Here is a 13,207-nt window from a genome sequence, read left to right as displayed (position 1 = left end):
ATAGTTGGCAGGTATTTCGGGGCGATCCCGAGAAGCGATAATCGCCTCACGCTCGCGGCGTTTGCAAACGCATTGGCAGTTTTAAATGAAGAATTAGTTAATTGATTATTTAGCACTGCGCAAGCACGCGACCATGATAGCCATAGGCCTGCCTTTCCGCTGAACGCACCTTAAGTAATGGAAAATCCGGCAGACACGCTGATTGCTGGAACGGACCTCAGCATTCCTTTGGAGCTCCGGAGAGACCCCCATGCAACTACAAAACTTCAAGATTTCGACCAGAGCGCTGCTTTGCTTTGGTCTCATTACGCTGATCCTGCTGGGCCTTGGCCTATTCGCCTACGTTCAAATCGATGAAATGCGTGCCACTGAGCAAAGCCTGGAAACTGACGTGGTTCCCAGCATTCAGGTGATTGACGATATCCAGATTGCACTGCTGCATACCCGGCTGGAAAGCATACGGTTATTGGCGGTGTCGGGCCCGGATGCAGAACGCAAGGTCACCGATAATATTTTTCAATACATCGCCACGCTCGACGACAAGACGGGTTACTACCGCGCGCATCTGGTCACTAACGATGACGATAAAAAGCAGTTTGAAATAGCAAACGGCTTGATGGAAAAGTACATATCAGGCGTCAAAAACATCATCGCGCTGAATACAGCCGACCATCAACGTGCACTGGACTTCGCCAACACCGAGCAAGCGCAGACCGCGACGCAGTATCAGGCAGAGCTCACAAAGCTGCGTGACATCAATTCACAGAACGCAGTCAGCGCAGGGCATCGCGCTGCAGAGGTTTATAGTCACAGCATCATGGTGCTTGTCGCCGTCGTGTTGGCTGCTTCGGTTCTCACCATAGGCCTGGCGTATGCCCTGACCCGAAGCATCTTAAAGCCGGTCGCCAGCTCATTGACCTTCGCGGAAAAAATCGCGACGGGCGACCTCTCCGGCGTCCTCGCTGTGACGGGGCGGGATGAGGTATCCAGTTTGATGATTGCGCTCAATGTCATGGCCGGCAATTTAAAGACCACGATAGCCGAAATATCAGGAGCGGCAGACCAGCTGAGCACCGCGTCCGTTGAAATGACATCGATCACCGAAAGCGCGGACCGGACACTTCAAAAACAGAACAGCGAGATCGAACAGGCGGCTACTGCGGTCACCGAGATGAGTGCGGCAGTAGAAGAAGTGGCGAGAAATGCGAACTCAACGTCCGAGGCCGCACAGTCATCCAGCACATCCGCCGAAGAGGGCAACCGCCGGGTCGTCAACACGGTGACGGCCATGACGAACCTCGCCGACCTCGTGGACAACTCTGTGGTTCAGGTCAAGGCCCTGGCCAGTCAGGCTGACGATATTACAAAAGTGCTGAGCGTCATCAGGGCCATTGCCGAGCAGACAAACCTGCTCGCGCTGAACGCAGCGATTGAAGCAGCGCGCGCCGGGGAACAAGGACGCGGCTTTGCTGTGGTGGCAGACGAGGTACGAGCACTGGCGCACCGGACCCAACTGTCGACTCAGGAAATCGAGCAGATGATCACCAAGGTCCAGTCAGGGTCTGCCGCTGCGGTGGAGTCCATGGACAAAAGCAGACAGGAGGTCTACAGCACGCTGACCTCTGCGAAAGACGCCGGCTCGTCCCTCCGGCTGATCACCGACGCGGTCCTGGAAATCAATGAACGAAATATGCAGATCGCGACGGCGTCGGAGGAGCAAGCCCATGTTGCCCGCGATGTGGACAGAAACCTGGTGAGCATTCGCGATTTGGCCATGCAAAGCACCGAGGGCGCGAGACAGACGCTGGAAGCCAGCAACGAGCTGTCGAAGCTGGCGGTCCGGCTCAACGACATGGTCGGCAAGTTCCGGCTCTAGACCTTCGCTGCCCTGAAGCACGAGCTTCAGGGCCCTCGCCGACCAAATCCCGAAAACGAAAAAGCCCTGCATAAGCAGGGCTTTTTACTGTGTTTGGCGGGGAACTAGGGATTCGAACCCTAGAAACGCTATTAACGTTCGCCGGTTTTCAAGACCGTTATGGAAAAACCAGCGGGGCGCTCCTTTGGAGGCGATTGGCGTTCCCATACTTTTTTAAAACCACTGGGCTACAGACCGCATTCCACGCGGGGCGCCCGTTGAGTTTCGGAACTGATTTCGCCCATGCGCGCCAGAAAATCTGGGCCAGTCGTCAGTCTGGGCCTAAGCATGTCGCGACTCCTTGCAGCACAACCGAGAGCGCGACCAGCGCCTCCCCTCGCAGAAGCGCTGCATTGCGCTTGCCATCATCGCCGCTGGCTAACTTGTGAAGGTCCCACTCAGCTTCGCTTTGCGGGTTAATTCGGCCGTCGAACGTGGCATTGAAAATGTTCACAAAATGGTTCTCGCCCAGATCGCCTTGAGCTTCTTAGAGCCAGGGCCTTGAGGTCCAGGCGCGTCGCGAGCCACAGGGCGGCCAGCTGTAGCGCATAGGAAAAAGGTTTAGAGACTTGACCACAGTCATAACCTTAATCTCGATTTCTAGGAGCCTTCGTAATGTCACGAGTGATCCGAGGTGGACTCACCTACGAAGCAGCAGTCGAGTGAAAAAATACCTTTACCCATGATAGGACAGGCCTGCGCCTCTTATGGTCGTCCAGCTCATATCGCGACTGAAAACACGAGCAACATTGAGGCAATTTCGCGCCGCGAGATGTGCTGTAATCAGAAGCATCTTGAAACCCTACAAGGAGATTTTAGATGGGCGTTAAGGCACCGATCTGGTCATATTGCAACCGATGCTCAGGGGAAACCAAGCACGACTGCAGAAGTACCAAAGTGAAGTCAGACAGTCACGTTGTCGATGGTGCATATTCTGAGTGGTCAAGGACGAGCCGATTTATTGAATGCCGTGGCTGCGAGGAGGTGACCTTGCGCGTCGACTGGTGGCATTCCGACTTCGACGTAAGCGATGACACTGATTACTACCCCCCTAGGATTTCTCGTCAAGCTCCAAATTGGCACCAAAATCTGCCTAGAGACTTGCAGCTGATGCTGCGGGAAATCTACGCCGCGCTCCATGCAGACAGTCGGCGACTAGCCATGATGGGCGCCAGAGCTCTTGTGGATATGTATATGAACGAAACCGTAGGGGACATCGGCGGGTTCGTCAAAAAGCTCAACAAGCTGGTCACCGATGGGCACCTAGGCCGTCAGGATCGGGATATTCTTGAGGCAGCCTTGGAAGCTGGACACGCGGCTGCTCATCGAGGGCACCTCCCCACATCCGACCAGATCACTCATGTCATGGACATCGTGGAAAATCTGCTTCAGAAAAAAGCCCTTCAAGGTTCCGCAGCTGCACTAAAAAAAGGCACTCCATCTAGGGTGTTGTTTGCTCCGTCAATCCCTACTACGAAATGAAGCAGATGGCTACGCAGCATATGTACCAAGGCTGAATATGGAGGTTATCTTGAAACATAATTTTTCGAACTTACGTTGCCCACGGCGGTACGACTAAGCGAGTTGAGCTTTATTACCGTAAGCAGCGTTCATTACACTGGCACTCAAGGAGCACGTGATCACACCGGAGCAGCATGTCGCATTACACGACTTGAAGCGAATGAGTATCACGGATACTGCTGGTAAACGAGCAAATAAACTGGAGGCAAGCGGTTATCGTGATCCGAGATCCGAGACCCTAGCTGCAAATTGACATGGGAGAAGCAGGGGCAGAGGGCAATTTGAGTGCGCTCACAAGTGCTCTTCGCTAACCTTGATTACATCACTTCCCGAATCGAGCCACTGCCGAATTAGGCTGTGGATTTGGCTGAGAGCAGAAATTAAAAATGACACAGCTAGAAACGGAGTAAAAGTAGGAATAAAGAGGATGTACTTGTTACTTGAAAACCCCAGCGTGAGCTGGCTCACAGAGCAGAGTATTGAGGTAAAAATAGCGCACACTAAAAGCATGCCTATTAACCTAAGCGGACTATATAGTTTTCGCTTAGATATGTAGTCACCTTTCTTTAGTTTATTATGGGAGACATAAACCCTGAGATAATCTGCGCTATCGAACATTTTTTCTTTAATATTTGTTACTAGAAACGTCAGCAAAGATATGAGAAATGAAGATGCCCCAAGGAACGCTGCAAACATGTAACCTCTAATACTGGTTTGATAAGCGTTGATTAACATATCCCAGCATCCGGCCAACGTAAACGCCACAGAGATTGAAATACCATAACCTATCAATGCAGCTGCACAGCATATAAGTATAATTTTCATTTTCTATGACACCCTCTCAGGCTTTCTGTACGAGAGCTGAATCAAGAACCTTTTTCTTTACCTTCTCAAAAAGCTCACTTCCAACAAATTTACTCAAGCTAGTGCCGTCCAGTTCAGAAATATATTCCGAATATTCCATTGCGTATATGCTATTCACAGCATCAGCGACACCTATGGTTTCTCCAGCAAGACTTCCTGATAAAACCCCCCTAATACTAACATTACCACCACCTCCTTTGATCAAATCTTCTAAGTACTCGGAAATTTCCTTTCGCTTAGCCAGACTCTTGAGTGAATAGGAGCCTACGCGCTGTGTTACTCTGATCGACTGCGTGTCTTTAAAAACCGAACCATTCAGTCTCTGCTTAGTGGTCGGGTTGGTAAACGTAGCATTTATCTGGTCAATCTCACTCAGCCTTGAAACTTTCCTAAGAATATCGTCAGAGTCTACTAGTCTTTCGATGCTGAATTTTTCGTCTCTTTTTGACTTCCCATATTGATTTTTCAATATTTTTCTAAACATCCATCTCAATTTTGACTCAAAGTTATTAATTCTCACTGACCCTTCGTTGTGCAGATAGGCGCCAGCGAAGTTTATTTTACTAAGTATAAGAATATTGGTTTCCGCTATCTTATTGGTCAGATCACCACTCATCTTCCAAACAAAATCAGCTCCTGTATCGTCACCCTCACAAAAGTTCTTCAACTCCTTAGTTGTTAACGCTACAACTATAAACACCTGAGAATCTTCGAAAAATTTAAACTTAACCTCTTTATTCACGGATCTGAAATCAGCCTCACCCCTGTAACTATTAATCAAGTAATGGAAAAACTCGGTCGCACTAAGCCTGCTGCCCGACACAGCAATCTTTATTGGGGTGAAGTAAACTTTCATAGCAAAATCCCTTTTATTGATGCTATCAGAATATCACATTGTTTTTCTTCCGGGCATAGCCAAAAATTTGCGGGCAACCGAGACGCCGCTCAGACTGCATCAACGTCTCGTAAAAACGCTTGGAGGTCAGTGTGTATAGCCCGATTTCGCGACTCAGCAGTAAAGAATAGTCAGGTAAACAATTGATTATAAAGGCTTAACTACCTGACTTGTAATCTGTAGGTCCCGGGTTCGACTCCTGGTGCCGGCACCATACAAAACAAGGGCTCGCAGAAATGCGGGCCCTTCGTTTTTGGGCCCCACGTACAATTGCACGTACAAAAAAGCCCAAGTTGATTGTCGATCGAAGTTATCCACAAGTGGTTACGATCCCCTTACTCAATCAACTGCGCCCTTCCTTACACCCATCACGGCGTCCTGCCGACATCACCAACTCCTCTCGTTTCCAGCTCCACCAGGCTCTATCCGATCCGGTACTTCAGCTCCTCAGTCACGAGTGCATAAGCCGCATCGGCGTAAAACACCATGTCCAGCATTTCCTCCTCGTCCAGCAGGCCTACGCGGTGCAACTCCTCGGCGTGGCCGGACCAGCGCTCAAGTGCGGACTGATGCCGCGCCGCGATATCCACCAGGTCATGTCGGATCTCGATTCCGCGTTGTTCGAGAGCCATATTCAATTCCTCGCGTGATCGCGGATGCTGTGTGTTACCACGCCCCAGATATCGAAGTCGTCCCCTTCCATGATGAATCGGTCGGGATATTTTCGGTTCGCCGAGCGCAGCACAGCGTGGCAGCCCACAAAGGCCAAGTACTTGACCAGCGGTTGCTGGTTCACCACTCCGATGATGACCTGCCCGGCCGTGGCGTCGATCCCCTTATCCACGATCAGCAGATCACCGCAGAAGATGCCCGCACCCTCCATGCTGTCGCCTTCAACCTTCACCAGGTAAGTGCCGGGCGCGCGGATGTTCAGGAACTCGTCCAGTGAGATGTCCAGGTGATCCGGAGCCATGTCGTCATTCAAAGCGGCACCACCACGACTGAAAGTAGAACGCCTCCTCGACTTGCTCGATACCGGAAATAATCAAGCCCTGGGTCCCCATGCTCGTCACGCTGGCATCCAGAAGCCTTGGCAAAGCATCCCGCGCGCGCCCGACGCTGTTCAAAATGAAGGCTTCCCGGGTGACGCGGCCGAGGGCGGAGCACTGAGACTCAACGATCTGCACGTCGCCTCTGAACGGCGGGAGCTTGCTGAGCTGGTCTTTCGGAACGGCGACGCCCATCTGGCGGCGCGGAGTGATCAGGACGTACATGGGAATGCTTCGCTTATTAATACTGTATATGCGTACAGTTAACTAAGCGCGAGGGTTGTGGTCAACACTGTATAAGCCGATTTGCGACAGGTGACCTTATGTGCGGACGCTACTCGATCTACGAGCCGATGGACCACTACCTCAAGGAGCTTGCTCCAGAGCAGTTGGTCATCAATGGATACGACCTATGGCCGATCGAGCGCTACAACGTCGCGCCGACGACTCGCGTCGAGATCATCAGGCCGACCGAGGACGGCTTGAGTGTGGACAAGGTGCGCTGGGGATGGTCGCCGTTCTGGGCGAAAGGTGAAGGGAAGCGTCCGGCCCCGATCAATGCCAGGGTCGAGACGGTGCTCACGGGGAAGTACTTCAAACAGCTCTGGCCGAATGGCCGGGCACTGGCGCCGGCCAACGGCTGGTTTGAATGGGTGAAGGACCCAGACGACCCGAAGCGGAAGCAGCCTTATTTCATCAGGCAGAGGGAGGAAGGCCCGATGTTCTTCGCCGCGCTGGCGGAAGTGCATCAGGGGCTTGATCCCGACCCGCAGGACGGCTTCGTGATCATCACCGCCGACAGCGATCAAGGGATGGTCGACATTCACGATCGGCGGCCGGTGGTCCTGAGCCCAGAGCACGCTCGGGAATGGGTGGACCCCGAAACGACGCCGGAGCGCGCCGCCCAGATCGCGAAAGAGTGCTGCAGGCCGACTGAGGAATTCACCTGGTTTGAGGTGAGCAAGGATGTCGGAAACGTGCGGAATCAGGGCGAACACCTGATAAAGCCGTCAAAGCCTACTCCCAGTTCATGATCGCCAGTTCGCCCGTCACCGAAGCTTTTCCGGTTCTGGGGTTTGCAGTGCTGTACCTGATACTCAGCTCCTGCATCCGGAAGCCCGCGAACACCTCGCGGATGTCGGGGTGGTCATTGATGCTGACCATCACCTTCCCTTGGCACCGCCGCATGAAGTCGGCCATCGCGTGGTATTCGCCCAGCCCGAACTCTGTCCCGTACCCCTGGGTCTGCCAATACGGCGGATCCATGTAGTGGAACGTGTGAGGGCGATCGTATTTCTCAGCGCACTTCAACCATGGCAAGTTCTCCACGTACGTGCCGGCCAGTCGCTGCCACGCATCCGAGAGCGTTTCCTCAATCCGCAAGAGGTTGATCGGGCGCCCAGTAGTGGCGGTACCGAAGGTCTGGCCGGTCGCTTTCGCGCCGAACGCATGGTGCTGCAGATAGAAGAACCGTGCGGCACGCTGGATGTCGGTCAATGTTTCCGGCCGGGTCATCTTCTGCCATTCGAAAATCTGCCGTGAGCTGAGCGCCCACTTGAACTGGCGAACAAATTCTTCAAGGTGGTTTTGCACAACCCGGTACAGGCTGACCAGATCACCATTGATGTCGTTCAGAACCTCGACCTTTGCAGGCTCCGGCCTTTTGAAGTAAAGCGCTGCGCCGCCGGCGAACACTTCAACGTAGCAATCATGCGCTGGAAACAGCGCGAGCAACGGTTTTGCAAGGCGACGTTTGCCGCCCATCCACGGAACAATCGGGTTGGTCATTTATGCAAGCCTTTACTGTATGGATAAACAGGTGCTAGGCTCGCCGCGCTTTGTGCACAGAGCGGGAGCCTTGGCTGGACTTGCAGGGATAGTCTGCGGTTCGGTGGCCAGCTTGGATGTTGACGCATCCTGCTGGCCGCTCCTTTGTGCAGCGAAGCGGTCATCGTCGACCTGCCTTTCTGATAGTGATGCGACTCGTAGCTCGGTCGGATCACACGGTGCAACTTCCGATTTTGCGCAAGCTGCAGAGGCTCAGACTTTTAGAACTCCGATCTGGCCGACATTGATCTTCGAATCAAGCAGCGCCAGTCTCTATCGATGGAGTCACTGTCCCGAGACGCACGAATTAAGCAGTTTCCTGTCAATCGGGAAAAAATCTGAGCCGCACTTTCATTTCTGCAGCTGCGCGAATGTCCGAGCGAACTCTGTTGGTACGTACTTCCAACCTTTGACTTTCATCTGTTTCGCAACACCGTAAAGAAACCCATGATTCTTTTTATAACCTAAGAGCTCAGGATACTTTTCCAACACAGACTTTTCCAATTCCTTACCATCCATTTTGAGGTATTCTTGATCCGTTTTAAATTCACGACCACCAAGGTACTGTAGCACTGCATCACCAGCACTTGCCCTACCCAGTATGTTCAATAAATATTTGTCAATTGACAATTGCATCAGCTGATCATTATTAAACCATTCATCTGGATCTGCGACGTCAACCTCACATAACTTCAAGACACTGTATTTAGTGGGGTCCATCTGCCGCGCCATCTGCAGAATACAGATAGGATCCAGCAGCAGGTTCTCTATGGTGTAGGCATAATCTTGAGCAGAGACAACAACTCCCTTAGGCCTTGTAGTGTGCCGGCGATCCCAGTCGACGATTCCTCTTACAGTCTTACTTTCGCTGAGAGCTTTAACGTAGGTGCTTACCTGACTACAATCGCCGCCACCGTTAACCATTTTTATAAAAAGCTCTACCTGATCAGAAGACTGTTCACCGAATATCTTAAATACGCAGTTCTTAAGGAGCTCATCCTCCGTCTTACGACCTGCCGGAATAAAAGACAGAGATATTTTTGCATCGACCAAAAAGTGCGAGCCGGCTATCACGCTGAATAATAACTGGTATATCTCAGCATCTTTTACACTTTCGACGAATACTTGACGTCTGTTTTCCGGATCTACAGAAATCTGAGTCACGCCATCTAGCAGACCAGAGATAGCAGAGTCTTTATCTTGACTGAGTAGCTTACCGTCTTGTAATTGAAAGATTTTACCGGGTGCGAGTGCAACAGTGGTTGGCGAATGGGTAACAATTAAAACATAAATCCTAAATTGCTCGACTAAGATATCCAAAGTCTCGTAAAGTTTCACGACCATATGCGGGTGCAGAAAAGCGTCCGGCTCGTCTAGCAAAAGAAGCTTTGGAACTAACGATGAGCTGTCTTCAAAACACTGCGAATTAAAGATGGTCAACGCCAGCCACATCAGTGTTTTTTCGCCGGACGACAAGCTAGCCACTGACAATTCACCACCACCTCGCTCGAAAAGGCGCGCTCGCTGATTGAATACCCGCAGGCTCTCATCAGGAGGCGCAAAGTAAAACTTGCCACCTAGGACTCTATCTAAAACTTCATTCAGCAGTTCCCAAGGGGCCTTGGCGTCACTATGCAAGCCGGCCAACGAACTCCGCGTTAGCTCATGCTCATCCGACCGTAAGAAAGCCTCGAAGCAAGCGTATTGAATGTCGTGTTTCCGTTTAATATAAGTATTGAAAAGCTTTGCCAAGTCTTGAGACCCAAAAAATTCTCCATTAGGTTCAATCCAGTATGCTCTAAAGTCGTCACCAGTAATTTCCGAAGGAGCTTTCTCAGTACTTTCCATAATCGCTAAGCAAATTCTGCGAATTCCTTCGTGCCCAATGCCTTGGGCGTTTTGCATACGCCGTCCTGGAGCAGGAGGTAGACTGTAGCTGAATGGGTCGGCAAGAAAGGCATTAATGCTTTCATCCTGTCGGGTTTGCAAACTAGCAGCCTGATTGATATCGCCAAAGCTTGGCGAGAGGGATTCTTGAGAAAATCTTTTCGCATACACTCTGAGGGTGCCCTCCAACAGCTCCGAGCGATTCTCAATAAGTTCTAAAAGACGAGTCTTGCCGCTACCATTTTTGCCCGTTACCACAGTAATGCCGGGGCTCAGCTCGACAATTTGTCTCAACTCAGGGCCTGAATTTGAGTCGGGCGCGGAAATTTTTATCATGGCCTATCAAGCTCCTTTTATAAGTGCGAGTGATTATTACCGATTGTCGAGCCGGAAATCAGCAAGCCTGACCTGTTCCGGAGAAGTCATAATAGTCAGCCGTTGCCGTGGTAGTGCACGCCAGGGTTTGAGCGCTTCGCGGAGATTTCCTTGAAGAAAATGTGTTACCCGAAACGCCGCATTTGTTTGCGCTAGCCGTCCGTTGCGGGGCAACGGTGTAGTGGTTGCGTTTGGGGTGGCGTCCGGCATAGCGCCCCCAGTAAAAGGTTGTGTAAAGTCGTTCGCGCTCTAGCCGTTGAGGTAGGAGTGATTTTCGGCAAAATTCGGAGCTTAGGTCTTGCGGATTCCAAACTGGGCGGCCTTTACCAGAGAGTCCTGAGCAATGCCCGCGGCCAGGTACAGACCCATGCGCGCTGTGACGACCGTTTCCGTCGCATCGTACGTGTAGCGCTGCGTCTCCAGCGCGCCTTTCCAGTTCGCCGGCAGGGTGAACGGCTCCTGGTACTTGTCCATCGAGCGGTAGTAGATGGTGGTGGACGTAGCCGCCACCGGTTTGGTGATGACCAATTCTGCTTCCCAGCCGAGGATGCCCCGGCTGTTGCCGACGATCTCCGGTGCCGAGACCATCTCGATGACGTCCCCAGCCAGGAGATTGGAAAGCGTCACGTTCGCGGCCGGCTGCAGATAGATGTACCCGCCGGCGGCCGCCATGGCCCCGGCCAACTCGATGCACTGCGCCTCACCAAATGCTGAGGGCTCCTTGTACCAGCGAGTGGTGATGCCGTTGAGGCCTGAGCCGGATGCTTTGTAGTTGTCAGCCAACACTGATCCGGCGACTGGGTTGACCGATGCGTTGATGACCCCAGTGGTGCCGGTCATCAGCGCGTTCGCGTTTAAGCAGCCGAACGGGCGAATCGCCGAGTACAGATCGGCGGCGTCCGTGGGCAGCGGCACGCCGAAGAACTCGAAATTGGCATTGATGACCGGCACGCACTTGGACTGGATGAAATCTGCGCCGATCAGATTCGGGTGCAAGTCATCGACGGTCATGGCCTGGGTGAAGCCATCCCAGATGTTCACGACTGGCACGAACTGTATGACGTAGGTCAGCACCCAGTCCTTGTAAGCAATCGCGTCCGCCAGTGCCTGGCCGGTCAAAGCCTTCGCGCCGAACCGCGGCGTTCCGGTGCCGACCATCAGGTACTTCCCTGGCGTGTTTTGGAACGCTGTGATGGCCTTCATCACGTTGGCCTTGCTGTCGGCGAGCGTCATGCCGGGCGTCGTGCTGTCGTTCGTGCGCGACAGCAGCATCCACAAATCGGCCGTCGCTGAAGTCAGGCAGGACGGCAGCCGTGGCATGAACTGCCCAGAGTGGTCGCCGACCTTGCCCTGATTGTCCAGATAGCTGGGAAACAGACCTGTCTTTGCGGCGATCGCGCCGGCGTAACCGTATGCCTCCGTGCCGTATGCCTTCGGATCAATCGTGTGGCAGTTCGCGCTGAAGCTGTCGCCCAGCAGGCCCAGCCCACGCCGGATACGTCTTTTGCTGGTAGGCGCAGCGCCTATTATCAAGGTCACTTAGCCACCTCATAAGCCGCGCCGCCTTTAGGCGTGAAGCGTGTGGGCGAGCTGCCCAGATCCAGCCGCCACGCGCCATCAGTGCTGAATGTGTCAGCGGTGACCCAGTCAGTGCCCACGGCCTTTTCCACAAGCACGCTTCCGCCATTTGCCTTCACGGACAGCGTGTGCGGCCCGTAGCTGTACTTCATCACAAATTGATCTGTGCGCACTTCGCCTCCGAGGGCTTTGTCTGTGGGTTAGGTCGCTCAGGACAGAGCTTTTTGAACGCCCACGGCGATAACGTCTGCTGGATAAGGCACGGCGCCGTTTTCGTGTTTGATGATTCCGGTGGTGATCGCGATCAGTGTTCGAAAGTTTCGCAGGTCAATCGGCTGATTTGCCTGGACGCCTACGCCTGCTGCTACCGCTTGTATGTAGGACTCAGTGTCGTTTTCGACGCCAGGTGCCCAGCGGTTGATTACCTCGCGGACCGTATCGATGCCTTGCCCGCCGATTTTGGGCATGCCGTCCTTGCCCCGGTAGGCCAGCACAAGCTTTGCCAAAGCCCGAATGCCGTTCTCGGGAGTGTCAAAACGCGCAAAGCGCTTCTCGATCAATGGATCAGGGGGAAGCTGGCCCTGCCATTGGTTGCGCGGGTTGTAATCGATGTTGCCGGGGTTGTTATTGCGGAAACCTCGGGTAGCAGGTGGCATTCACTTATCTCCAGAGGTAAAAAACCCCGAACGGGTCGGGGTCTTGTGGTGTTGCTGCATACTGGCCTGCACGGCCTTATGCGCGGCGCCCGGCTTACTTGTTGAGCGCCAGGGCAGGCAACTCGGCGAGGAAGGCTTCCGCCGTCGGCTTAGGACGTTGCTTGGTGGCGATCAGCGGGATCTGCACCTGGGCATACTCCCAGACCAGCGAGCGCCATTTCCGGAACGCGCGGCCATCGTTCTGGAACTTGGCCACGACAGGCTCATCTGCGTAGCTGATGACCTCCAGCATGTTCAAGTAGCCGTGAGCCACAGCGGTGTTGTTCATATACAGCTCAACTTGGCCTTTGTATTCGGCTGTGATTGCTGCAATCAACTGTTCAGGATCGGCAGGAAGCACAATCCATGCTTGGTGATACTTGCCATCCTCTCTTTTTTCAATGGCGCCGGGAATTGCAGTTTCCAGCATCTGCAGGTCCGGATAGACGTCCTCGTAGATGCGAAATGCCCCATAAGGCGCCAGCATTTCGTCATCCCAGTCACTTTCAAACGGGAATGAAACGTTTGGGTAACGCATTTTGAAATCCCAACCGCTAACAACTTCCTGAGTTTCCTCAATGATTACGGCCATGCTAAACGC

14 protein-coding genes are annotated in these 13,207 nt (G+C 53.1%); 3 read left to right on the top strand and 11 right to left on the bottom strand.

The genetic code is table 11. The features are described 5' to 3' along the window. Nucleotides 1-250 precede the first annotated feature (250 nt). Both ACQKEN_RS17245 and ACQKEN_RS17240 read left to right on the top strand, forming a co-directional pair. Nucleotides 251-1,876 (top strand): methyl-accepting chemotaxis protein, encoded by a 1,626-nt coding sequence (locus ACQKEN_RS17245; RefSeq protein WP_427687300.1) that lies wholly within the window; start codon nt 251-253, stop codon nt 1,874-1,876. Nucleotides 1,877-2,905: 1,029 nt separating this feature from the next. Then, a complete protein-coding gene (locus tag ACQKEN_RS17240; RefSeq protein WP_427687298.1) occupies nt 2,906-3,397 on the top strand; it encodes a DUF4145 domain-containing protein in 492 nt (163 codons plus the stop codon). 330 nt (nt 3,398-3,727) lie between these two features. Here the strand turns inward: ACQKEN_RS17240 and ACQKEN_RS17235 are convergent, their stop codons facing one another. The 5 genes from ACQKEN_RS17235 to ACQKEN_RS17215 form a co-directional block, all read right to left on the bottom strand. Next, nucleotides 3,728-4,261 (bottom strand): hypothetical protein, encoded by a 534-nt coding sequence (locus ACQKEN_RS17235; RefSeq protein WP_427687297.1) that lies wholly within the window; start codon nt 4,259-4,261, stop codon nt 3,728-3,730. Between the two features lie 16 nt (nt 4,262-4,277). Next, nucleotides 4,278-5,156: a hypothetical protein gene (locus ACQKEN_RS17230; RefSeq protein ID WP_427687295.1), complete on the bottom strand. Its 879-nt coding sequence runs from the start codon at nt 5,154-5,156 to the stop codon at nt 4,278-4,280. Nucleotides 5,157-5,617: 461 nt separating this feature from the next. Next, nucleotides 5,618-5,827 (bottom strand): hypothetical protein, encoded by a 210-nt coding sequence (locus ACQKEN_RS17225; RefSeq protein ID WP_427687293.1) that lies wholly within the window; start codon nt 5,825-5,827, stop codon nt 5,618-5,620. Nucleotides 5,828-5,829: 2 nt separating this feature from the next. Next, a complete protein-coding gene (locus ACQKEN_RS17220; protein WP_427687332.1) occupies nt 5,830-6,168 on the bottom strand; it encodes a LexA family protein in 339 nt (112 codons plus the stop codon). Nucleotides 6,169-6,172: 4 nt separating this feature from the next. Next, nucleotides 6,173-6,469 (bottom strand): hypothetical protein, encoded by a 297-nt coding sequence (locus tag ACQKEN_RS17215; protein WP_427687291.1) that lies wholly within the window; start codon nt 6,467-6,469, stop codon nt 6,173-6,175. 98 nt (nt 6,470-6,567) lie between these two features. Here ACQKEN_RS17215 and ACQKEN_RS17210 point away from each other — a divergent pair, with 98 nt between their 5' ends. After that, nucleotides 6,568-7,278, top strand: coding sequence for an SOS response-associated peptidase (locus tag ACQKEN_RS17210; protein WP_427687289.1), 711 nt, complete (start codon nt 6,568-6,570; stop codon nt 7,276-7,278). On the opposite strand, the gene ACQKEN_RS17205 is transcribed toward ACQKEN_RS17210, so the two are convergent. The 6 genes from ACQKEN_RS17205 to ACQKEN_RS17180 form a co-directional block, all read right to left on the bottom strand. Next, on the bottom strand, nt 7,262-8,032 hold the full coding sequence (locus ACQKEN_RS17205; protein ID WP_427687287.1) for a DNA adenine methylase: 771 nt from the start codon (nt 8,030-8,032) through the stop codon (nt 7,262-7,264). The genes ACQKEN_RS17210 and ACQKEN_RS17205 overlap by 17 nt on opposite strands. A 390-nt stretch (nt 8,033-8,422) precedes the next feature. Continuing rightward, nucleotides 8,423-10,294, bottom strand: a complete 1,872-nt coding sequence (locus ACQKEN_RS17200; protein ID WP_427687285.1) for an AAA family ATPase — start codon at nt 10,292-10,294, stop codon at nt 8,423-8,425. A gap of 330 nt (nt 10,295-10,624) precedes the next feature. Then, on the bottom strand, nt 10,625-11,872 hold the full coding sequence (locus tag ACQKEN_RS17195; RefSeq protein ID WP_427687283.1) for an SGNH/GDSL hydrolase family protein: 1,248 nt from the start codon (nt 11,870-11,872) through the stop codon (nt 10,625-10,627). Further along, nucleotides 11,869-12,084, bottom strand: coding sequence for a hypothetical protein (locus ACQKEN_RS17190; protein ID WP_427687281.1), 216 nt, complete (start codon nt 12,082-12,084; stop codon nt 11,869-11,871). The genes ACQKEN_RS17195 and ACQKEN_RS17190 overlap by 4 nt, the downstream gene beginning before the upstream one ends. 36 nt (nt 12,085-12,120) lie before the next feature. After that, nucleotides 12,121-12,567, bottom strand: coding sequence for a structural protein P5 (locus tag ACQKEN_RS17185; RefSeq protein ID WP_427687279.1), 447 nt, complete (start codon nt 12,565-12,567; stop codon nt 12,121-12,123). 94 nt (nt 12,568-12,661) lie between these two features. Further along, the gene (locus ACQKEN_RS17180; protein ID WP_427687277.1) at nt 12,662-13,198 is read right to left on the bottom strand and encodes a hypothetical protein; all 537 of its coding nucleotides are present in this window, start codon (nt 13,196-13,198) and stop codon (nt 12,662-12,664) included. Nucleotides 13,199-13,207 lie beyond the last annotated feature (9 nt).

The sequence above is a fragment of the Pseudomonas sp. NPDC078416 genome, from assembly GCF_050268485.1.
GTDB lineage: Bacteria > Pseudomonadota > Gammaproteobacteria > Pseudomonadales > Pseudomonadaceae > Aquipseudomonas.
Note: the sequence above shows the minus strand (reverse complement) of the source record. Positions and strands in the feature narration are given on the sequence as shown.

Coding starts and splice junctions, on each gene's coding strand:
- ACQKEN_RS17225 (WP_427687293.1), bottom strand. CDS start 5,827: ATGGCTCTCGAACAACGCGGAATCGAGATCCGACATGACCTGGTGGAT.
- ACQKEN_RS17245 (WP_427687300.1), top strand. CDS start 251: ATGCAACTACAAAACTTCAAGATTTCGACCAGAGCGCTGCTTTGCTTT.
- ACQKEN_RS17180 (WP_427687277.1), bottom strand. CDS start 13,198: ATGGCCGTAATCATTGAGGAAACTCAGGAAGTTGTTAGCGGTTGGGAT.
- ACQKEN_RS17215 (WP_427687291.1), bottom strand. CDS start 6,469: ATGTACGTCCTGATCACTCCGCGCCGCCAGATGGGCGTCGCCGTTCCG.
- ACQKEN_RS17235 (WP_427687297.1), bottom strand. CDS start 4,261: ATGAAAATTATACTTATATGCTGTGCAGCTGCATTGATAGGTTATGGT.
- ACQKEN_RS17185 (WP_427687279.1), bottom strand. CDS start 12,567: ATGCCACCTGCTACCCGAGGTTTCCGCAATAACAACCCCGGCAACATC.
- ACQKEN_RS17210 (WP_427687289.1), top strand. CDS start 6,568: ATGTGCGGACGCTACTCGATCTACGAGCCGATGGACCACTACCTCAAG.
- ACQKEN_RS17230 (WP_427687295.1), bottom strand. CDS start 5,156: ATGAAAGTTTACTTCACCCCAATAAAGATTGCTGTGTCGGGCAGCAGG.
- ACQKEN_RS17220 (WP_427687332.1), bottom strand. CDS start 6,168: ATGGCTCCGGATCACCTGGACATCTCACTGGACGAGTTCCTGAACATC.
- ACQKEN_RS17200 (WP_427687285.1), bottom strand. CDS start 10,294: ATGATAAAAATTTCCGCGCCCGACTCAAATTCAGGCCCTGAGTTGAGA.
- ACQKEN_RS17205 (WP_427687287.1), bottom strand. CDS start 8,032: ATGACCAACCCGATTGTTCCGTGGATGGGCGGCAAACGTCGCCTTGCA.